Origin of the sequence: Paraburkholderia phymatum STM815, assembly GCF_000020045.1 — a bacterium.
GTDB classification, from domain to species: Bacteria; Pseudomonadota; Gammaproteobacteria; order Burkholderiales; family Burkholderiaceae; genus Paraburkholderia; species Paraburkholderia phymatum.
On the sequence record NC_010625.1, the window covers coordinates 556,390 to 577,072 of the forward strand.

Genomic DNA, 20,683 nt, shown 5'->3' on the forward strand with positions numbered 1-20,683 from the left:
TTCAAAGAAATGACGAATGAAGCAGGTACTCGGTATTCGTTCAGCTCGCTGCGGCAGGCGCGAGTCGCTCCGCTGCCGTAGACGCGCTCGAAAGCGGCGGCAGGATTCACATAGCGAGGTGGATCAGGCGAGACGTGCGTCGGCGACGGTAGGCGGCGCCCTTTATCGGGGCTCGCACTTGGATGCGGCGAAGCGCTGGTCTGCGCTTCGCGCCTGTCTCCGATGCGTTCTCAGTCGATGCGTTTTATGAACGTCTTGAGCATCGATATTTGCTCAAGACGCCTTAAACGATAAGTGCAATTTTATGAAGCATTGATGTTCAAATGTTATCAATGCCGGAACGGGATGCAGCGCAGTGGTGCAAAAGCGAGGGAAACGCTCAGGCGAGCGATGCCGACTGCCCGGCAGTGCCGCCCCGGCGATACAGCGCGAGAGTCGCGACGAGCCCGCATGCAGCGGCGAAACTCAGCCAGTAGCCGGGCGCGGCCTTGTCGCCCGTCATTTCGATGAGATACGTCGATACGGCCGGCGTGAAGCCGCCGAAAACCGCTGTGGCGAGGCTGAATGCGAGAGAGAAACCGGCCACGCGGACCTCGGCGGGCATCACTTCGGTGAGCGCGGCGACCATTGCGCCGTTGTACATGCCGAAGAAGAACGAGAGCCACAGCAGCACAATGAGCATGCGGCCGAAGCTCGGCGCCGATGACAGCCAGAAGAGCGCCGGATACGACGTGCAAATGGCGAGCACGGTGATGGCAACGAGAATCGGCTTGCGCCCGATGCGGTCCGAGAGCGCGCCTCCGACGGGCAGCCAGAAGAAGTTCGACAGGCCCACGCAGAGCGTGACGATCAGGCTGTCCGCTGTGGTGAGCTTCAGAACGGTTTTGCCGAAGGTCGGCGTGTAGACCGTGATCAGGTAGAACGAGGTAGTGGTCATGGCGACGAGCAGCATGCCCGCGAGCACCGTCCGCCAGTTTTGCAGCATCGCGGCGAACACTTGCCGTGCGCGCGGATGGTGCGTACGCGCCTTGAACTCATCGGTTTCCTGCAGCGTGCTTCGCAGCAGGAAGATAACGGGCACGATCGCACAACCGACGAAGAACGGAATGCGCCATCCCCATGCGCCAATTTCGCTTGCCGTCATCAGATGATTGAGCAGATAGCCGAGGGCAGCCGCGACCACGATTGCGACCTGCTGACTCGCGGATTGCCAGCTCGTATAGAAGCCCTTGTGCCCTGGCGTCGCCATCTCCGCGAGATAGACAGAGACGCCCCCTAGCTCGGCGCCTGCGGAAAAGCCTTGCAGCAGGCGCCCGAGCAGCACGAGGGCAGGCGCCAGCAGTCCGATCGTCGCGTATCCGGGCACACACGCGATCAGGATCGTGCCGCTCGCCATGATCGAAAGGGTCACGATCAGCCCTTTGCGGCGGCCCACTTCGTCGATGTACGCGCCCAGCACGATCGCGCCGAGCGGACGCATCAGGAAACCCGCGCCGAACACTGCAAAGGTGAGCATCAGCGATGCGAACTCGCTCGTCGACGGAAAGAAGACGCGCGCGATCGAGGTCGCATAGAAGCCGAAAAGAAAGAAGTCGAACTGTTCCAGAAAATTGCCGCTGGTCACGCGCAGGACTGCGCCAAACTTCGACGTTCGACCGTGCGGCTTAGCTTCGGCGCTGAGCGATGAGGAATGCATGTGTTGTCTCCATGAATATGTTTTGCGAACGCGGCGGCCCATCGAAGGTTGCGCCGAGGACCGCCGTCAGTCCGAGCCGGGTTGCGGGCGGCCGACCTGTCGCTGTTCGATTGATGACTTGAGAAGCGCCGCACAGCGATAGATCCCGTGGGCGAATTTTCCATAGGGCAGCGTCGCGAAGAGCGCCATCACGACGCCGAGGTGGAGGGCGAGGAGCAAGGCCATCGCGGCGGTGTCGCGCCACGCGAGGAGCGCGAGGCCCGAGGCGCTGGTCAGCAGCAGCAGCGCGATGAATCCGCGGTCCATCGGACGCTGCTTCGGATCGCCCCGGTTGGGGTCGCGACGCAGGTTGAGCCAGAGCAGGCCGGCGGGTCCGGCGAGCAAACCGATTCCCCCTGTCGTGCCGAGCAGCACGGGCAGGCTGAGCAGCCTATAAGGCGCGTGCAGGCCGAGCGCATAGTGATAGAAAGTGGCCACCACGGTGGCGGCGAAGCACAACATGAAGCCATAGAAAGTCAAATGATGGAAACGCCGCCGCGCGAGCGTGAAGGCGTCGTCCGACTCGTTGCAGCCGTCGCCATGACCTCCGTCCAGATACGTCAGGGCGAGCGCGTGCTTCGCGGCCTCGGTGATGGCCGGCGCGCTCGCCGTTCCCGCTGACACGTGACGCCAGAAGCGCGACACGCCGACGCCGAGCGCGAGCATTGCGAAGCCGAAGACCGCGCCGAACATCGCCGCGAGCAGGTTATGCGGGAAAACCGCGTAGAAATTGCTACCCCATTTGCCCGCGACCAGCGAACCCTTCAAGCCGATGCCAAGCATCAGGAAGAGGGCAAGCCCGAACGCTAGCGCAAGCGCGACGGTCAATCCATTGCGCTTGTATAGCGCGCCCATTGGAGCGGGCCACGCGTATTCGGCATAGGTTTCCAGGCGGACTTTCGCCATCGCCCGCGGCACGTTCACAGCGAATTCGTGTGGCGGCGCGTACTGGCATGCGTGATAGCACGCGCCGCAGTTGTGGCACAGGTTCGCGAGGTAATTGACGTCTGCCTTGGCGAATTCGAGGCGTCGAGTCATCGCGGGAAAGACCGCGCAGAATCCTTCGCAGTAACGGCATGCATTGCAGATCTGCATCTGCCGCGCGACTTCTGTTTCGTTTTGCGTAAGAGGCAGCACGCGGATTATCGACGCCGCGGACTCGCCCGAGGCGGTATGGCGAGCGATAACGGAAGGCGAGGCAAGTTCTCGCGCCTCGCGCACAAGTGCTTCAAGCTTCTGCACGTTGAACTCCAGTGTGATGAGTCGCCGCCATCGCAGCCCGGGTGCCGGCAATGCGTCCGAATGCGGTGCCGATCGACATGCCGACGCCCGCCGTATAACCCTTGCCTAGCACATTGCCGGCCATCATTTCTCCAGCTACGAAAAGGTTTTCGCTTGGGCGCCCGTCGAAGTGCACCTGGGCGTGGTCATTCACCTTCAGTCCCAGGTATGTGAACGTGATGCCCGGCCGCAACGCATAGCCAAAGAAGGGCGGGGTATCGATCGGCCGCGCCCAGTGGGTTTTGGCTGGCGTGAGGCCTTCGGTGCGGCAGTCATCGAGCGCCGTGTGATCGAAGGTGCCGGCGCGGCAAGCGGCGTTGTACGCGCGAATCGTCTCGACGAAGGTCGCCTCGGGCAGTTGCAGTTGACGCGCCAGTTCATGCAGCGAGTTGGCTTTCGTGCCTGGGAAGACGGGAGGCATGAAACGGCCGATGGCCTTCGCGTCGATGATCGAATAGCCGATCTGGCCGGGTTGCTGTGCGACGAGCCGTCCCCAGATCGCATAGCGCTTCGGCCAGAAGTCTTCGCCTTCGTCGTAAAAGCGGCGTGCGTCGCGATTGACGACCACCCCAAGCGATACGCAGTCGATGCGAGTGCAGATGCCGCCGTCATAGAGCGGCGCGCGGGCATCGATGGCGACGCAGTGCGACTGCGACGGATCGCCAATCGCATCCGCGCCCGAGTCGATTATGTGCTTGAGGAGCACGCCCTGATTGAAGCGCGTGCCGCGAATGAGGAAGTTGTCGGCGGGCCATTCGCCGCGTTCGTTTTGTCCCCACGCTTCTCGCAGCCATTCGCGATTCGATTCGAATCCGCCAGCCGCGAGCACGCAGGCGCGTGCCTCGAAGCGTAGCCCGCCGCTGCGCGCCGCGATGAATCGGTCGGCATCGAGTTCGACTGCGTCGACAGGCGTGTCGTAGCGGATCTGCACCCCGAGCGCTTCGGCGCTGCGGTAGTAGGCGTTCACCAGTGCCTTCCCGCCCCCCATGAAGAACGCGTTGGTGCGCGCGACATGCAGCGCGCCGGAAAGCGGCGGCTGAAAGCGCACGCCGTGCTTGCGCATCCACGGACGGCAAGTCGATGATGCGCGGATCACGAGTCGCGCGAGCGCCTCATTCGTGATGCCGCCCGTCACCTTGAGCAGATCTTGCCAATATTCCTCTTCGGGATAAGCGTCGACCAGCACGTCTTGCGGTGCGTCGTGCATGCAGCGCAGATTGCGAGTGTGCTGGGAATTTCCGCCGCGCCATTCGCGCGGTGCCGATTCGAGAAGCAGGACCGAGGCGCCGGCTTCTCGCGCCATTAAAGCGGCGCACAGTGCGGCATTGCCTCCGCCGATTACAAGAACGTCGACCATCTGGTTGTCTCCTTTGAGACAACTATAAGAAGCAGCGGTCGGCGCCGCCATCAGGGAGGCGGCAACGGGTCTTCAGGTTTCGTGAAGGGTGGATTAACGAAGCGCGGCGCCAGGCCAGCGGCCCGCATTGACGGTGTCGCGTGCAACGTCGGCCAGCACGACGCGTGCGGCAAGCCCTGCGGGCGACAGCTCGTCGTCGGAGACGCTCGCAATCAGGTTTGGCCTCGTCGCGTATGCCTCGACGAGCGGGACGCTCGCCAGAGACCCGTTCTCCGCTCGTGCGAGCGCCGCTCCCGGCTGGATCGTCGCTCCGAGCCCCCCGCGCACGGCGTCCATGAGCATGGCGAGACCATCGACCTCGGCGGCGATACAAGGGACGTAGCCCGCGCGCTTGAATGCGGCATCGAGCAGTGCGCGCAGGCCGTGCGGGCCACTAGGCAGGATCAGCGGAAGCGCGCCCAGCTTCGCGATTGACGTCCGAGATCGCCCGGGCATGCCGGGCAGGGTCGAGTCCCCGATCACAAACAGGCGTTCGTCGAGCAAGGGCATGACACTCCAGCGTTGCGCGGGCACTTCATGGAACAGGATGGCCAGATCGATTTGCCGCGCGCCGAGCATCGCGCCCAGATAGCCAGAGAGGCTTTCGACCATGCGCAGCCGTACATCCGGATAGCGCTCGCGCATCGCTTGCATGAACGCGAGACCGAGCACCCCCGTCGTGCTCGGTGCGAGACCTACGCTGACATGGCCCGAAAGGCGAGCCTGACGCGCGGCGAGCGCTGCATCGTCGATATGGCGAAGTGCAAGTTGCGCCTGGCGCCAGAATGCAAGACCTGCATCGGTAGGTACGACCCCGCTCGAGGTTCGCTGCAGCAGACGCGTCGAGAGCTCGCTTTCAAGCCTGCTGATCTGCTGGCTAAGGGCGGACGTCACGACGCCCAACTCAAGCGCTGCCTTACCCATGCTGCCGTGTTCGACGACGCTGACGAAATATCGTAACTGTCTGAGTTCCATTGGAAAGTCTATGAGTTGGCGGTTACGGATATGGCGGTAAGAGCGTCGCACCCGGGAATCTTAACGGTCTCCTGACAGGATTGCGTCCTGACATCGCGTTCGATAAACACATGTCCGCACCACGTTCAACGCGCGCCACCAAACAACTGCACGACTGTCTCGCGCAGCCACCGGTTGCCCGCTTCGTGGTGATACCTGGCGTGCCAATGCTGCCGCACGGCAAAGCCGTCCACGGGAAACGGACACGGATGAACCGACAGTTCATTGACCTGAGCGAGCGTCTGACCGATGTGTCGCGGCAGCGTAGCAATCAGGTCGGTCGTCCGGATGATTGCACCGAGCCCCAGAAATCCCGGCAGTTCCAGCACGACGTCGCGCTGAATCTGCTCCCGCAAGAGCGCCTGCTCCAGCAACTGGGCGCCTGTCCCCGCCGTGATCGCGACATGTCCTTCTGCGCGATACTGCTTCACCCCGAACCGGGCCCGCACACGCGGATGATGCGGATTCGCCAGGCACACCCAGTCCTGTGTGTACAACTGCTGCTGGTAAATGCCGCCGCCTAGCCACGGCACATGGCCGATGGCCAGATCAGCCTCGCCGGATTCGAGCGCCCGCTCCGTGTTGCCGTCTATCGTCGCCGCCTCGAGGCGAATGCCGGGTGCCTGCGCACGTATGTGCGCCAGCATGCGGGGAAGCAGCGTGATGTGACTCGCATCCGTCATGCAAATGCGAAAGCGGCGTTTTGCCGTAGTCGGATCGAAGGCGATTTCCCACGCCGCGAACCGCCGCAGCGATTCCAGAATCTCGCGGCACGGCCCGATCAGCGCGTCCGCCTGCGGCGTCGGCGCCATGCCGCCGGGTGTGCGGATGAAGAGCGGGTCCTGCAGAAATTCACGCAGCCGCCCCAGCCAGATGCTGACGGTCGGCTGGCTTTGTCCAAGTTGCTCCGCCACGCGAGTCACGCTGCGGACGTCATAGAGCAGGTCGAAAAGCTGCAACAGCTTCAGATCGGGCAGTTCGGTCGGGATCATGGCCATTATTACGTGTTGCAATGACGTCATTGTAGTCATTGCATTGCCATGATGAACGTCGACTTTTATCGTTGCGTCACCCCATCGACTTTGCATGGGGCCAGGGTAAGTGCACAAGCGCTTACCTTGACCGACAGGAGACGCCAATGAAGATCGCAATTCTGGGGGCCGGTGCGCTGGGCTGCGCTATCGGTTCCACACTGACTCAAGGTGGCCACGAGACCTGGTTGATCGACCGGTCGGCTGCACATGTCGAGGCGATGCGCCGCGACGGCCTGCTGGTCGACGATGCCGACGGTTCCCACCGCGTCGCCGTCCGCGCGGCGACGCACGCCGCTGAAGTCGGGGCGGTGGATCTGGTTATTGTGCTGGTCAAGTCGTTTCACACGGATTCGGCGATGCGCGGCGCACTCGATCTCCTCGGACCCGGCACCCTCGTGCTGTCGTTGCAGAACGGCCTCGGCCACGAAGACGTGCTAAGCGACATCGTGGGCCGTGAGCGTGTGCTCGCCGGCAAGACCTATGTCGGCGGGGTGCTGCGGGCGCCGGGCCATATCCAGCGCGGTGTGGCGGGGAAGTTCACCTACATCGGCGAGCTGGATGGCCAGCTCACCGACCGGGTGCAGGCAATCGCCGGCGCATTCAATGCGGCGGGCCTCGCGACCACGGTTAGCGACAACATAGTCGGCACGATGTGGGACAAGTTGCTGATCAATGTCGCGACGGGCGCGCTGACGGGCATCACGCGTCTCACGTATGGGCAACTGTACGAAGAACCCGTTCTCAAGGCGACCGCGCTGGCAGCCGTGGCCGAGGCGATGGCGGCTGCCGAGGCAGCCGGCGTCAGTCTGTCGATGACCGATGCGGAACAGGCCTGGACACTCGCATCCGAAGGACTCTCGCCCGCATTCAAGACGTCGATGCTGCAGAGCCTGGAGAAAGGGTCTGTCACGGAGATTGACTTCATCAACGGGGCGGTCGTGCGCTGGGGTGAACGGCTGGGTGTTCCGACGCCCGTCAACGCGACACTCGTCGCATGCATCAAGGGCATCGAGCGGGCGATGGCTGACCGGCAACGCGAAGGAGCGACGGCATGAGCGGCACGAGAGCGTATCTGGAGCACGTGGCGATCCGGGTAAAGGACATCCACTGGCACGTTCGTTTCTTCGAAGAGGTCCTTGGCATGACCATGCGCGAGGTCGACGGCACCCGAGAAGCGCCGCGCCAGTACTGGACGCTCGGCGGACTGCAATTCATCCACGATCCACGTTATGACGGTCCGGAAGGCCGGCTCGCGCATCTGGGCGTGATGTGCGAAGACCTGGAGGCCGCGATCGCTGACGCGCAGCCGTTCGGCGTCACCGAAATGCCGCAGGGGCGCAACTGGCTGCGCCTGCCGGACGGCCTCGCGGTCGAACTGATTCAGGCGAAACCCGCCGCATGCGTCGCGCAGGCGCTGGCAATCAACCCACGCGCGGAGGCGTGACCATGACGATCATCGAGAAATACTGGGACGACGCCCGCGAAGGCGACGAATGCGTGAGTCCAACCTACACGGTCACGAAACAACGCATCCTGGCCTACGCCGACCTCACGGGCGATCACACGCCGGTGCACGTCGACGAGGAATACGCGAACGCCAGCCACTTCGGCTCGATCGTCGCGCACGGTCTGTTCGGTCTGTCGATTGCAGATGGTCTCAAGACGCAGAGCGAATACCGATTCCTGCCCGGCATGTCGCTCGGTTGGACATGGGACTTCCTGCTGCCGATCAAGGTCAATGACGTACTGCACGTGAAGTTCCGCGTGGGTGCGATGCGTGCGAGCAAGAGCCGTCCGGACTGGGGCATTGTCGTGCTGCCGTCCGAACTGATCAATCAGGACGGCCAGGTCGTCCAGCGCGGCGAACACCGCCTGATGGTCCCGCGCCGTCCGGGAGCGTACTGATGCAAGCCCGCCCACTCGAAGGTATTCGCGTCGTCGACTACAGCCACTTTCTCGCCGGCCCCTATGTGGGACGGTGTCTCGCGGCACTCGGTGCCGAAGTCATCAAGGTCGAGCGTCCCGGCAGCGGCGACGCCGGGCGCCAGCACGCCACCGTGCTCGACGACCAGCAAAGCGCCTACTTCCTGCAGCTCAACATGGGCAAGCGCGGCGTGAGCGTCAACATGAAAGATCCGCGCGGCAAGGACTTCATGCAGCGTCTGTGCGACTCGGCGGACGTATTCATCGAAAACTACCGCCCGGGCGCGCTCGACAAGCTCGGCCTCGGATACGAAGCGCTCTCGGCGCGCAATCCGCGCCTCGTGTATTGCTCGATTTCGGCGTATGGACATACTGGGCCGGATGCGCACCGAGCAGGCTTCGGCCTGATCGCCGAAGCGAAGAGCGGCATCATGCAGATGATCGGTGAGCCCGGCTCGCCGCCGCCGCTGATGCGCATCTCCCTCGGCGACATGTACACGGGCATTCACGCGGTCGCAGCGGTCAATGCCGCGTTGTTGGGCCGCGAGAAGAGCGGCCGCGGCCAGCACATCGACATGGCGCTCTACGACACCCTCGTGTCGATGCACGAGTACGCGGTGCAGTGCTACACGATGCAGGGTATTTTGCCCGAGCAGACGGGTCACGACATGCCGACGTCGACGCTCTATGGCGTATTCCGTGCCGCCGATGGCGATCTAGTCATCGCAGCGCAGGTAGACGACGCATGGAAGCGATTCGCTGCTCTCGTCGAAGCACAAGGCGGCCCGCAAGGCTTCGGCGCCGACACGCGCTTCCACAATCTCAACGGGCGCAATGCCAACCGTGTAGAAATTCTCTCCGTCGTGAAGCCCTGGGTTGCGGCACGGCCGGTCGCGCAGGTGCTCGAACTGCTGGACAGCGTCGACGTGCCCTGCGCCAAGGTGCAGCGCATCGACGAAGTGCTCGCCGACCCGCAGATCATCGCGCGCGGCATGGTGGTTGAACAGCAGCATCCGCGCTTCGGCACCCTGCGCCTGCCGAACCTGCCATTCCGGTTTTCCGACTGCGATACGACGATTCGCCAGGTCGGGCCCGACCTGGGACAGCACAACGCGGAAGTGGCGCAATCGCTGGGCTTCGGCGCTGCCGAGATCGACACGATGCAGACCGACGGCGTTCTTTTTTCAAAGTGAGGACATGATGACGGACCAGTACGCCGTGATCGGCAATCCGATCGGACACACCAAATCGCCCCTGATTCATGGACTCTTCGCAGAGGAGACGCAGCAGGACATGGCTTATACGGCCATCGAAGGGCCGCTCGAACCCGAGCAGGCTTTTGCCGAGAGGGTTCGCGCGTTCGCCCTGGCGGGTGGCAAGGGAATGAACGTCACCGCGCCCTTCAAGCTAAAGGCCTTTGCGATGGCCGACGAACGCAGCGAGAGAGCGGAGCTTGCGGGCGCCGTCAACGCGATGAAGTTCGAGGGTGGCCGCATCATTGCCGAGAACTTCGACGGCATCGGGCTCGTGCGTGATATCGAGGTCAATCTCGGCCTGCCGATGGCGGGCAAGCGGGTGCTGCTGCTCGGCGCGGGCGGCGCCGCGCGCGGCGCGCTGCTGCCTTTTCTGGCGGCGCGGCCAGAAAGCCTGGTGATCGCCAATCGCAATGTCGCGAAAGCCAGGGATCTCGCGGCGCAGGTCGGCGCGCATGGCGCGCTTCACGCCTGCGGTTATGGCGATCTGCAAGCACTGGGGCGATTCGACCTGGTCGTGAACGCGACGTCGGCGAGCCTCTCGGGCGACCTGCCGCCCGTTCCTCCCAGCGTCTTCAGTCCTGAGGGCGCCGCCTATGAACTTGCCTATGGGAAACGTTTGACGCCATTTCTGCGGCTTGCACGCAACGCGGGCGTATTCACCATCGCGGATGGCGTGGGCATGCTGGTCGAACAGGCGGCGGAAGCCTTCGACTGGTGGCGCGGCGTTCGGCCTGCAACGCGGGCGGTGATCGAGCGGCTCACGGTGCCGCTCGAATGACTTCGCGATGGAGTGGCAAATGAAGAAAGTCCTCATGCTTCACGGCATCAATCACAACATGTTCGGTAAGCGCGACCCGGTGCAATACGGGACGATCACGCTGTCCGAAATAGACAACCGCTTGCAGGCTCTGGCTGCAGAGCTGGGCGTGCAGGTGGAATCGTTTCAGACGAACAGCGAAGGAGCCATGTGCGAGCGCATTCACCAGGCCTTCGAAGAGCGTTGCGATGCCGTGCTGATCAACGCGGGAGCGTGGACACACTACAGCTACGGGATACGCGATGCGCTGGCGATTCTCACCTGCCCGGTGGTGGAGCTGCACATGTCCAATGTTCACGCGCGGGAGCCGTTTCGGCACCACTCTGTTTTTTCGGAGGTCGTCGTTGGCCAGATTTGCGGGTTTGGTATGGAGAGCTATCTGCTGGCCTTGCGGGCCGCAGTCGCGCAGAGCGGTTGCAGTTGAGCAGTCGGCAGGGGCGCTGAAACGGACACGGCCGCTCATGGCTGGGCAGAACAGCATTGTGTCGGCGGACAATGCGTCGCCTCGCATCATGAGCTGCAGGCGCAGTGCTCACGCGCCGTAAAGCCTCTCGCAGAACGCCGCGCTCGCACCAAGCTTTCGGGATAGATCGGCCGCTGCGTCCAGTTGCACACGGTCGAGTTCGCCTGTTGTGTGTGCAGGACACAGGCGCGACGCTGGGCCGGAAAGTGTGAGTGCCGCCATGAACTTGTCGCCAGCGCCAAAGATCGGTATCGCGAACGCCGCAGTATGGACATCGCGCGCACCGGCAGTGAACAGCGGCAGTGCTGGCGGCTCATCATAGATCTGTTCGCCCAGTCCCCAGAAACGGATCACCTGGCCGATAGCGGTGTCGTCGAGCGGGAGTGTCGTGCCCGCGAGCCGCGTCTCCCGAAGACCTTCCGACGGCTCGGCCCGGAACAGGCAGAGCCGCTGACCGTTGTCATGAACGTAGTACGATGCGCTTTCCTTCGTCAGCGCGGCCAGTGCGTGCAATGCGGGTTCGACCACCGACGACAGATGAAATGACTGTTCGTACAGCTTGCCCAGATACAGGACGCGATGCCCCAGCGAATAGGCGCCGCTTTGCGACCGCACGACATAACCCATCCGCTCCAATGAGTTCATGAGGCGATAGACCGTCGTCTTGTGCATGCCGGACGCTTGCGCGAGTGTCGCGAGCGACTGCGATTCGGCGCCCGGCTTGAAGCAGTCCAACAGCGAAAGCGCTTTCTCGACAGCGACCACACCGTCGTTTCCCATCCGTTGCCTCCCGTTTCCGATATCTTAGTATTGTACACAGTAAAACGATGGTTTATACCGTAAAAGGGTAAACGCTAGTGTCCTCACGTGCATGGCCTGGCTATAGTGATTTCACCACGTACACCAAGGTTGTACACGGTACAACGATCGAAACTTGAGGTGATTTTCATGAGCACGACATCCGCTGGGACTTCCTCCATCAATCGCAACATCGAACGCGTGTCGCCGGAACTGGTCGAGGCAGCCGCCCGCTATCAGGCCGCCATCCTCGCCGACGTCGCAGGCCGTCGCGGCACGGTGCACGGCCGCGTTCAGCCTCTGTCGCCGAAGATGAAAGTTGCTGGTCCTGCCGTCACGGTCGAGGTGCGTCCGGGCGACAACCTCGCCATCCACGCGGCGCTCGCCATTGCGAAGCCCGGCGATGTGATCGTCGTCGACGGCAAGGGGGATCTCTCGTGCGCACTGCTCGGCGAGATCATGGCGACGCAGGCCAAGGCGAGCGGCATTGCCGGCATCATCATCGATGGCGCGGTACGCGACGCACATGAACTCGCCAACGGCGACTACCCGATCTTCTCGGCCGGCCTCAACCCGTGCGGCCCGACCAAGAGCGTCGCGGGACTCGTGAATGCGCCGATCTCGATCGGCGGCACGGCTGTCAATCCCGGCGACCTCGTGGTCGGCGATGCGGATGGTGTCGTCGTCATTCCGCGCAAGGATGTCGCGCGCATCGTCGATCTCGCGCAGAAGAAGCTCGACATGGAATCGGCGCGCATTGCCGCGATTCATAAGGGCGATGTGCGTCCGGGCTGGGTCGAGAAAGAATTGCGTGCAGCAGGCATGCTCGGCGAAGGCGAGGCGCTGTGATGCAGACCGTTTCGCGCAAGCCCGTCGTCATCGTGACGGCCGCCGACCTCGCGCCACAAGCGCTCGACATGCTGACGCCGTTCGAGGTCGTGTTCGCGGGCAAGCAGCCGACGGAAGACGACATCGTCGCGCTCTGTGCCGCACACAAGCCGGTTGCCATCATCGTCCGGTATGGCAAGGTCAACGCCCGCATCATGGATGCCGCCGAAAACCTGCAGGTGATCTCGAAGCACGGCAGCGGGATCGACGTAATCGATCAGGAAGCGGCCGCGGCACGGGGCATCGCGGTGCGCGCAGCGGTTGGCGCCAATGCCGCTGCCGTAGCAGAGCACGCATGGGCACTGATTCTCGCGTGCGCCAAATCCGTCCCGCAGCTCGACATGCGGATGCGCGACGCTCACTGGGATAAGTCCACGCACAAGTCGGTCGAGCTGGACGGGCGCACGCTCGGCCTGGTCGGCCTGGGCGCAATCGGCCGGCGCGTCGCGGCGATCGGCATCGCTTTCGGCATGCGCGTCATTGCGTTCGATCCGTACGCGAAAGAAGCGCCTGCTGGCACACAGCTGGTGTCGCTCGACGAACTGTACGCAACGTCGGACGTGGTGTCGCTGCATTGTCCTTTGACGGCTGAGAACCGCCAGATGCTGAATCGCGACACGCTCGCGCGTTTCAGGCGCGGAGCGATTCTCGTCAATACGGCGCGCGGCGGACTGATCGACGAAGCGGCGCTCGCCGAGGCGCTCGCAAGCGGTCAGTTGCGTTCGGCCGGTCTCGACAGCTTCGACGTCGAGCCGATGACCACGCCGCATCCATTCCGGCAGATTCCGAACGTGATCCTGTCGCCGCATATCGGCGGCGTGACTGACGCCGCGTACGTGAACATGGGCAAGGGTGCTGCCGCCAATGTGCTCGCGGTCATCGAACAACACGCCCACAACGCAGCCTGAAGTCCGCAAGAGAAGGTCCCCCATGTTCTATCTCATCTCGCCAGAAGTGCGCACAGCCGAAGTTTTCACGCGCATGCCGGACAAATTCCGCAAGCCAGACGTCCAGACCGATTGGGCGCGGGCCAATCGCGGCGGTCTCGCCACGGATTCGTTCCTCGAAGGTCCTGTCTGGGACCCGGACGGTTATCTGTTCGTCACCGATATTCCGCACGGTCGCGTGTTCCGAATATCGGCTTCGGGCGAGTGGGAGCTCGTTGTGCAATACGACGGCGAGCCGAACGGGATGAAGCGTTTCGACGATACGCACCTGCTCATCACCGACTACCGCAACGGCCTGATGCTGCTCGACATTGCGCGAGGAGAAGTGCGCCCGTTTCTCGAGCGCCGCAATAGCGAGCGCTTCAGAGGCGTGAACGACCTCACGTTCGATTCGCGCGGCAACCTGTACTTCACGGATCAGGGGCAGTCGGGCCTGCACGATGCGACGGGCCGCGTCTATCGCCTGTCACCCGACGGCAAGCTCGACATGCTGCTCGGCAATTGCCCGAGCCCTAACGGCCTCGTGCTGTCGCTCGACGAAAAAGTGCTGTTCGTCGGCATGACGCGCGGCAACTGTGTGTGGCGTGTGCCGCTGCAGGCGGACGGCTCGGTCAGCAAGGTCGGGCAGTTCTTTACGTCCTATGGTCCGAGCGGTCCGGACGGCCTGACCATCGATTCCGAAGGTCGGCTCTTCGTCGCCAACCCGGGGCTCGGTCGGGCATGGGTGCTGAATCATCGCGCCGAGCCAGTCGAAATTCTGACAAGCCCTGAAGGCGCGTCGCTTACGAATCTCTGCTTCGGCGGTCGCGACATGAAGACGCTGTTCATGACCGAATCCGTCTCGGGAACGGTCCTGAAAGCCCAGATGACCATTGCCGGGCCGCTTCCAAAGCGGGCGCAGCAGGGCGTCTGAGGCGCGGCGGGCGCAGTGCCCGCAACCATCAACACATCGCGCCGACAGTCGCGCGTTGGAGGAGGCAAGCATGAGCATTTCACAAACCCTGCGCGCCGAGGGCGCCGCACGGCACGCCGACGCACAACCCGTTCAGGGCATCGCAAGCGATGACTATGCGGCCAGCGAGCGCACGCTCGCAAAGGCGTTCCGGCGAATTCTGCCGTTCATTTTCATCTGCTACGTCATCAGCTATCTCGACCGGACCAACGTCGGCTTCGCCGCCCTGACGATGAACAAGGACCTCGGCCTGACATCCGAGCAGTTCGGCTTCGGCGCAGGCTTGTTCTTCGTCGGATATTTCCTGTTCGAGATCCCGAGCAATCTGATCATGCAGAAGGTCGGCGCGCGCGTGTGGATCGCGCGGATCATGATTACGTGGGGCGTGTTTTCGATGGCGACCGCGTTCGTCGTCGGCCCGAAGAGCTTTGCGGCTGCACGCTTTCTGCTTGGGCTTGCCGAGGCAGGCTTTACGCCCGGCATCTACCTCTATTTCACCCACTGGTTCCCCGGCAAGTGGCGCGCGAAGGTCACGGCGGCGTTCCTCGTCGGCATTCCCGTCGCGAACATGGTCGGGTCGCCGATCTCCGGCGCTTTGCTCGAACTCGGCGGTCTGCATGGCTTGCGCAGCTGGCAGTGGCTTCTGCTCATCGAAGGCGTGCCGGCCGTGATTCTCGGCGTCGCCTGTCTGTTCCTGCTTGCTGATCGCCCGGAAAAAGCGAAATGGCTCAGCGACGAAGAAAAGTCGTCGCTCGCTCGGCGCCTCGCGCTCGAACAGGATGACATCGGTGCAAAGCATGGCAGCAAGCTGCGCGATGCGATGACCAACTGGCGTGTGTTCGTGCTCGCGTTCATCAACTTCTGCGGCATCGTCGGCTCGCTCGGCGTCGGTCTCTGGATGCCGCAAATCATCAAGCAGTTCGGCGTCGAGCATTCGGTGGTCGGATGGCTGACGGCGATTCCGTACGCGATCGGCGCTGTGGTGATGCTGTGGTGGGCCCGCGTCGCCAATCGCTCACAGAACCGCATCCCGTACGTCGCGGGCGCGCTGGTCGTCGCGTCGGTCGCACTGTGTGCGAGCACGTTCGTCGATACACCCGTGCTCAAGCTGATCGCGCTGTGCTTCACGGTGAGCGGCATCCTCGCGTTTCAGGCGACCTACTGGGCCATTCCGTCCGGTTTTCTTACTGGGCGCGCAGCCGCGGGCGGTCTCGCGCTGATCGTCTCTGTCGGTAACCTCGGCGGCTTCGTCGGCCCGTCGATGATCGGCGCACTCAAACAGATTTCCGGCGGCTTCACCTTGCCGCTGCTTGCCGTGTCGGGTGTGTTGCTGCTCGGCGCGCTGACTATCGCGTGGCTCGGCGATCCTGGCGCCGACGCGGGTGAAGCACCTTCCGCTCACAAGGCGTGATCTCTCCTGCCTCAAACCAATTCATAAACACTGTTTGGAGACTCCATGTCGTTTAACAAAGCCAGCCAGAATGCCAACTCGAAATCGCGCTTCATGCTTGGGGCCGTTGCGGCCGCGGGCGTGAGCCTGTCCTGCGGCGCCGCGCATGCGCAAAGCAGCGTCACGCTGTACGGCATTGCGGACGTTGGCATCGAACACATCAACAACACGAGTGCTGGCGGCGCACAGACGCGCGAAGTGTCGGGCAACCTCTCGGGTTCGCGCTGGGGGCTGAAGGGCGTCGAAGACCTCGGAGGCGGAATGAAGGCCATTTTCCAGCTGGAAAACGGCTTCAACATCAATGACGGCACGACCGCGCAATCGACGAGAGGTCTGGGCGCCAATGCCGCCACGACATCGCGACTTTTCGGCCGCCAGGCGTGGGTCGGTCTCTCGTACAAAGGTCAGCAGTTGACCTTCGGCCGCCAGAATTCGCTGCTCTACGAACAGGCCGTCGCTTTTGACCCAATGGGTGCTTCGTCACGGTACTCGGTGCTGTCGCTCGATTACGCGATGGCCGCGCGCATCGACAATTCGGCGAAATACACGGGCGTGTTCGGTCCGGTGACGGCGCAGGCAATGTACAGCACGCGCTACGACACGGGCTACGGTGCAGAAGTGCCGGGTGCGGAAATCACGGGACGCTTCTTCAGCGGCGCATTGACCTTCGCGCAGGGTCCGCTCGCAGCGAGCGTCTCGTACGAGCAGCGTAACAGCAACACGGTCGCGACCAACACCGGCAGCGAGCGCCGTGCCACCGCTGCGGCGTCATATGTGATCGGATCGGTGAAGGGCTTCGCAGGTTATCGCTATCTGCGCGCCTCGAATGCATTCCTGCCTGCGAATCCGATCCGCGTCGCGAACGGCTCCGATGCGAGCGCGGCCAATCTGTACTGGGCAGGCGCGCAGTACTCGGTCACGCCTGCATTCGTGCTCACGGCGACAGCGTATTACCAGGACGTGCATTCGACGGGCGCCGATCCGTGGCTCGCCGTGCTGAGCGCGGACTACCTGCTGTCGAAACGTACCGACGTCTACGCAACTGCGGGCTTCGCGCACAACAAGGACGGCTCGGCGCTCGGCGTAAACGGCTACGGCACGGTCGCGCCAGGCTACAACCAGACGGGCGTGGTCATCGGCATGCGCCAGAAGTTCTAAGGCGTGTGTCATGCAGATCGTTCACGCGCCTCATCTGCCCGTTCGGCCCGAGTGGCTCTCGTTGCGCGACGAGCCCGTGCTCGAACCGGCGCTCGTCATCGTCGATGCGCATCATCACCTGTGGGACCGGCAGACGGGACGCTATCTCGCGGATGAATTCGGCAGCGATGTGAAAAGCGGGCATCGGATCGTGTCGACGGTCTACGTGCAGTGCCGTTCCATGTTGCGTGAGCACGGTCCCGATGCGATGAAGCCCGTTGGCGAAGTGGAGTTCGCCAATGGCATCGCCGCGATGTTTGCAAGCGGAGCGTATGGACCTGCGCGCTGCTGCGACGCGATCGTCGGCGGCGCGGATCTGACGTTGGGCGCGGAACTCGATAGCGTGCTCGAAACGATGCAGCAGGTGTCTGGCGGGCGTCTGCGTGGCATCCGCAATCCGCTCGCGTGGCATGCAAGTCCCGAGGTGAGTTCGAGCCCCGTGACGCCGCCGCGCGAACTGATGACGAATCCGGCGTTCCGGCAGGGTGTCAGGACGCTCGGCCGGTTTGGCCTGGCGCTCGACGCGTGGGTGTACCACACGCAACTCGACGAACTGTATGCACTTGCACGTGCGGCCGGGGACGTCACCGTCGTCATCGACCATTTCGGCGGTCCATTGGGCGTGGGACCGCATGCCGGTCAGCGTGCAGAAGTTCATGCTGAGTGGGCCCGAAAGCTCGCGCGTCTCGCAACGCTACCGAATACACGCATGAAGCTCGGCGGCGCGGGCATGAGTGTGTTCGGTTTCGATTTCGCCACGCGCGCGCTTCCGCCGTCGTCCACGCAACTCGCCGACGCGTGGCGGCCGTATTTCGAAACCTGCGTCGAACTCTTCGGCGCAGAGCGCTGCATGTTCGAAAGCAACTTCCCTGTCGACAAGGGGATGTTCAACTACCGCGTGCTGTGGAACGCCTTCAAGAGACTTGCATCCCCGATGTCCGCCGACGAAAAAGCCGCGCTGTTCAGCGGGACCGCGGCTTCGACTTATCGCCTCGCGATTCCAGGAGACAACACATGAAGACGGGCGTAACTGTTGCGACATCCGAATTCGAGGATGCTTCCCGTGCCAAAGGATTCAGGAGCATCACGGGCGTCGAGTGGCGCTCGCTCTCGCTCGCAGGCCTCGGCTGGATGTTCGAGAGCTACGACTCGTTCCTGCTTTCGCTTCTGCTGCCGACGCTCGCGCTTCAGTTCGGCCTGAGCAAGGCGCAACTCGGACTGTTCACGAGCATCACCGCGGCCGGTCAGATTGTGGGCGGCATCCTGTTCGGTTATGTCTCGGACCGGCTAGGGCGCGTGCGTACCGCGTTGCTCTGCGTCGGCATTTACTCGCTGTTCTCGGGCTTGATCGCGTTCGCGCCGAATGAGCATTGGTTCGCGACGTTGCGCTTCTTCGGCGCGTTGGGCATGGGCGGCACGTGGACGGCGGGCGCCGCGCTCATCGCCGAGACATGGCACGCGAGCCGGCGTGGCAAGGGCGGCGCGCTGATGCAAATGGGCTTGCCGATCGGCGCGATTCTCGCCATCACGATCTGCGGCATCGTCAGCGGCGCGAACGACGGGCTTGCGGGGCACGGCTGGCGCCTGCTTTTTCTGATTGGCGCATCGCCTTTCTTTATTCTTTTCTGGATTGCGCGCAAGACGCCTGAATCGCCGATCTGGCTGGAACGCAAGCACGCAAAAGCGACGCTTCAGAAGCACGACCCGGCGAGCGCCGACAAGCTCAACGTTCGCGGCTTGCTGACGGCGTTCGGCTTCATCTTCTTCCTGCAGTACCTGTACTGGGGCGTCTTCACATGGACACCTACCTTCCTCGTCACAGTGAAGCATCTGGACTTCGTGCATAGCCTGAAGTTCGTGCTCTCGCTGCAGTTCGGCGCGATTACGGGGTTTCTGCTGTTCTCGGCTTTCGTCGACCGGCTCGGGCGGCGTCCGATGTTCCTTGCCTATCTGCTGGTCGGCGCAGCTGCGGTGGGTGTGTACATCCTCTCGTCGAATCCGCTGCTGCTGATGGCGGCGATCTTTTTGACAGGCTTCAGCGTGAACGGCATCTTCGCCGGCGCAGGGCCATTCCTCGCGGAGATTATCGGCAACACCGCATCGCGCGGGTTCTACATGGGGCTCGCGTACAACGGCGGGCGACTCGGCGGCTTCATCGCACCGTTGATCATCGGTGCGCTCGCGTCGACCTCGGGCGGATTTGTGCTGGGACTCGCAACGACGATCGTCGCATTCGTCGCCGCCGCCGTCGTCGTGTTCTTCGCACCCGAAACCCGCGGCAAGGCGCTGTCATGAGTGTGGCAACGCAAGCCGGACTGGTCGGCAGGCTGTTCCCGGCGCTCTCGGAGGCTTCGCTGCGGCGCTATCTGAGCGGGCAGGTTGCGTCCGTGCTCGGCAGCTGGACGCAGAACGTCACGCTGAATCTGCTCGTTTATCACCTGTCGGAATCGGCTGCGATTCTCGCGCTGCTTAATTTCCTGCTGTACGGGCCGCAGCTGATCGTCGCGCCCGTGGCGGGCTCGCGCATCAGTTCGGCCAATGCGAAACGCGCGACGCTGTGCGTGCTGATGACGTCGCTATTGCTGACGGGTAGTCTCTTCACGCTGTCGATACTCGGCGTGCTCGGCGTAAAGCTGATCCTCGCACATGCGCTGGCTATCGGCGTATCGAGCGCAGTGGAGACGCCCGCACGCCAGGTCCTGCTGCTGACGAGCCTGCAGGACTCCACGCATACGTCCAACGCCGTCGCGATGAACACGATGGTCTATAACGTCGGCCGCATGATCGGCCCGACGATTGCGGGATTCGTCTATCCGACGCTCGGGCCAAGAACGTCGTTTGCGATTTACGCGTTGGCCCTGTGTTTCATGGCGACGTGTGTGCGCTCGATCAAAATCGCATCGACGGCGCGGCCTGCGCGCGCGGAGAGCGGCCTGCGCGACGCGGTCGGTTACGTGTTGTCCGATGCGTTCTCCGCGCGCTATCTGCCAATTCTCGCGTGCATCGGTTTGTTCGCGGGCAGCTACCAGACGCTCGTGCCGCTGCTTGCGGACAAGGGCTTTCATGACGCGGCGCGCTTTACGGGTGTGTTCTTCGCATGTGCCGGCGCCGGCTCGCTGAGTGCCGCGGTGCTGTTGTCTTCCGCGTTCGGGCCGCAGGCGTCGCGCCGGTTCATCGCGTGGGCGCCGTGGACCGCCGTCGCCGCGCTCGCGGTGCTGGCGGCGACGACCGATGCGGCAGGATCGATCCCCGCGTTCTACGCGCTCGGCTTCAGCCTCACATTCGCGGCCACCTCGACGAACGCAACCATCCAGCGCCAGTGTCCGGAGCACGTGCGCGGCGGACTCGTCGGCATGTACGGCATGGCCTACAACGGCACGATGCCATTCGGCTACCTGCTGGTCGGGACCGCTTCGGAAGCACTCGGCGTGCGGCACACGTTCGCGGTCATGGCAGTCGTGCTTGCCTGCGGTGTCGTTGCCGTCATCGCATGGCAACGATTCACGGATTCGCGCTCAGGCGCACAATAAAC

At 63.3% G+C, this 20,683-nt stretch carries 20 protein-coding genes; 14 read left to right on the forward strand and 6 right to left on the reverse strand.

Annotated features, from left to right (window positions below; translation table 11 throughout):
- Positions 1 to 379 precede the first annotated feature (379 nt).
- The 5 genes from tcuC to BPHY_RS30085 all read right to left on the reverse strand — a co-directional run bounded on the left by tcuC (position 380) and on the right by BPHY_RS30085 (position 6,418).
- Entirely contained in the window at positions 380 to 1,696 is a 1,317-nt protein-coding gene (tcuC, locus tag BPHY_RS30065) for an MFS transporter (protein ID WP_012405237.1), read from the reverse strand.
- 66 nt (positions 1,697 to 1,762) lie between these two features.
- Complete coding sequence (gene tcuB / locus BPHY_RS30070; protein WP_012405238.1) at positions 1,763 to 2,977, reverse strand: tricarballylate utilization 4Fe-4S protein TcuB; 1,215 nt, start codon at positions 2,975 to 2,977, stop codon at positions 1,763 to 1,765.
- Positions 2,964 to 4,373 carry an FAD-dependent tricarballylate dehydrogenase TcuA gene (gene tcuA / locus BPHY_RS30075; RefSeq protein WP_012405239.1) on the reverse strand — a complete coding sequence of 470 codons (1,410 nt, stop codon included), beginning with the start codon at positions 4,371 to 4,373 and terminating at the stop codon, positions 2,964 to 2,966. The genes tcuB and tcuA overlap by 14 nt, the downstream gene beginning before the upstream one ends.
- A 93-nt stretch (positions 4,374 to 4,466) precedes the next feature.
- Positions 4,467 to 5,387 (reverse strand): LysR family transcriptional regulator, encoded by a 921-nt coding sequence (locus BPHY_RS30080; protein ID WP_012405240.1) that lies wholly within the window; start codon positions 5,385 to 5,387, stop codon positions 4,467 to 4,469.
- A 125-nt stretch (positions 5,388 to 5,512) separates the two neighbouring features.
- Positions 5,513 to 6,418 carry a LysR family transcriptional regulator gene (locus tag BPHY_RS30085; RefSeq protein ID WP_041766035.1) on the reverse strand — a complete coding sequence of 302 codons (906 nt, stop codon included), beginning with the start codon at positions 6,416 to 6,418 and terminating at the stop codon, positions 5,513 to 5,515.
- 146 nt (positions 6,419 to 6,564) lie between these two features.
- Here BPHY_RS30085 and BPHY_RS30090 point away from each other — a divergent pair, with 146 nt between their 5' ends.
- The 6 genes from BPHY_RS30090 to aroQ are packed head-to-tail and all read left to right on the forward strand — an operon-like array spanning position 6,565 to position 10,880.
- Positions 6,565 to 7,515 carry a ketopantoate reductase family protein gene (locus tag BPHY_RS30090; RefSeq protein ID WP_012405242.1) on the forward strand — a complete coding sequence of 317 codons (951 nt, stop codon included), beginning with the start codon at positions 6,565 to 6,567 and terminating at the stop codon, positions 7,513 to 7,515.
- A complete protein-coding gene (locus tag BPHY_RS30095; RefSeq protein ID WP_012405243.1) occupies positions 7,512 to 7,904 on the forward strand; it encodes a VOC family protein in 393 nt (130 codons plus the stop codon). The genes BPHY_RS30090 and BPHY_RS30095 overlap by 4 nt, the downstream gene beginning before the upstream one ends.
- A 2-nt stretch (positions 7,905 to 7,906) precedes the next feature.
- Positions 7,907 to 8,365 carry a MaoC family dehydratase gene (locus BPHY_RS30100; protein ID WP_012405244.1) on the forward strand — a complete coding sequence of 153 codons (459 nt, stop codon included), beginning with the start codon at positions 7,907 to 7,909 and terminating at the stop codon, positions 8,363 to 8,365.
- Positions 8,365 to 9,576, forward strand: a complete 1,212-nt coding sequence (locus BPHY_RS30105; protein ID WP_012405245.1) for a CaiB/BaiF CoA transferase family protein — start codon at positions 8,365 to 8,367, stop codon at positions 9,574 to 9,576. The genes BPHY_RS30100 and BPHY_RS30105 overlap by 1 nt, the downstream gene beginning before the upstream one ends.
- Before the next feature lie 7 nt (positions 9,577 to 9,583).
- Positions 9,584 to 10,417, forward strand: coding sequence for a shikimate dehydrogenase (gene aroE, locus BPHY_RS30110; RefSeq protein ID WP_012405246.1), 834 nt, complete (start codon positions 9,584 to 9,586; stop codon positions 10,415 to 10,417).
- A gap of 19 nt (positions 10,418 to 10,436) precedes the next feature.
- Positions 10,437 to 10,880: a type II 3-dehydroquinate dehydratase gene (aroQ, locus tag BPHY_RS30115; protein ID WP_012405247.1), complete on the forward strand. Its 444-nt coding sequence runs from the start codon at positions 10,437 to 10,439 to the stop codon at positions 10,878 to 10,880.
- Positions 10,881 to 10,988: 108 nt separating this feature from the next.
- Here the strand turns inward: aroQ and BPHY_RS30120 are convergent, their stop codons facing one another.
- Positions 10,989 to 11,699, reverse strand: coding sequence for an IclR family transcriptional regulator (locus BPHY_RS30120; RefSeq protein ID WP_012405248.1), 711 nt, complete (start codon positions 11,697 to 11,699; stop codon positions 10,989 to 10,991).
- Between the two features lie 168 nt (positions 11,700 to 11,867).
- Here BPHY_RS30120 and BPHY_RS30125 point away from each other — a divergent pair, with 168 nt between their 5' ends.
- The 8 genes from BPHY_RS30125 (at position 11,868) to BPHY_RS30160 (ending at position 20,681) form a co-directional block, all read left to right on the forward strand.
- The gene (locus BPHY_RS30125; protein WP_012405249.1) at positions 11,868 to 12,566 is read left to right on the forward strand and encodes an RraA family protein; all 699 of its coding nucleotides are present in this window, start codon (positions 11,868 to 11,870) and stop codon (positions 12,564 to 12,566) included.
- Complete coding sequence (locus BPHY_RS30130; RefSeq protein ID WP_012405250.1) at positions 12,566 to 13,513, forward strand: NAD(P)-dependent oxidoreductase; 948 nt, start codon at positions 12,566 to 12,568, stop codon at positions 13,511 to 13,513. Before BPHY_RS30125 ends, BPHY_RS30130 begins: the two co-directional genes overlap by 1 nt.
- 22 nt (positions 13,514 to 13,535) lie before the next feature.
- On the forward strand, positions 13,536 to 14,465 hold the full coding sequence (locus tag BPHY_RS30135; protein WP_012405251.1) for an SMP-30/gluconolactonase/LRE family protein: 930 nt from the start codon (positions 13,536 to 13,538) through the stop codon (positions 14,463 to 14,465).
- A gap of 70 nt (positions 14,466 to 14,535) precedes the next feature.
- Positions 14,536 to 15,915, forward strand: coding sequence for an MFS transporter (locus BPHY_RS30140; RefSeq protein WP_012405252.1), 1,380 nt, complete (start codon positions 14,536 to 14,538; stop codon positions 15,913 to 15,915).
- A gap of 45 nt (positions 15,916 to 15,960) precedes the next feature.
- A complete protein-coding gene (locus BPHY_RS30145; protein ID WP_012405253.1) occupies positions 15,961 to 17,112 on the forward strand; it encodes a porin in 1,152 nt (383 codons plus the stop codon).
- A gap of 10 nt (positions 17,113 to 17,122) precedes the next feature.
- A complete protein-coding gene (locus BPHY_RS30150; protein ID WP_012405254.1) occupies positions 17,123 to 18,169 on the forward strand; it encodes an amidohydrolase family protein in 1,047 nt (348 codons plus the stop codon).
- Complete coding sequence (locus tag BPHY_RS30155) at positions 18,166 to 19,446, forward strand: MFS transporter (protein ID WP_012405255.1); 1,281 nt, start codon at positions 18,166 to 18,168, stop codon at positions 19,444 to 19,446. Before BPHY_RS30150 ends, BPHY_RS30155 begins: the two co-directional genes overlap by 4 nt.
- Positions 19,443 to 20,681 carry an MFS transporter gene (locus BPHY_RS30160; protein ID WP_012405256.1) on the forward strand — a complete coding sequence of 413 codons (1,239 nt, stop codon included), beginning with the start codon at positions 19,443 to 19,445 and terminating at the stop codon, positions 20,679 to 20,681. Before BPHY_RS30155 ends, BPHY_RS30160 begins: the two co-directional genes overlap by 4 nt.
- The last annotated feature ends 2 nt before the right edge of the window (positions 20,682 to 20,683 follow it).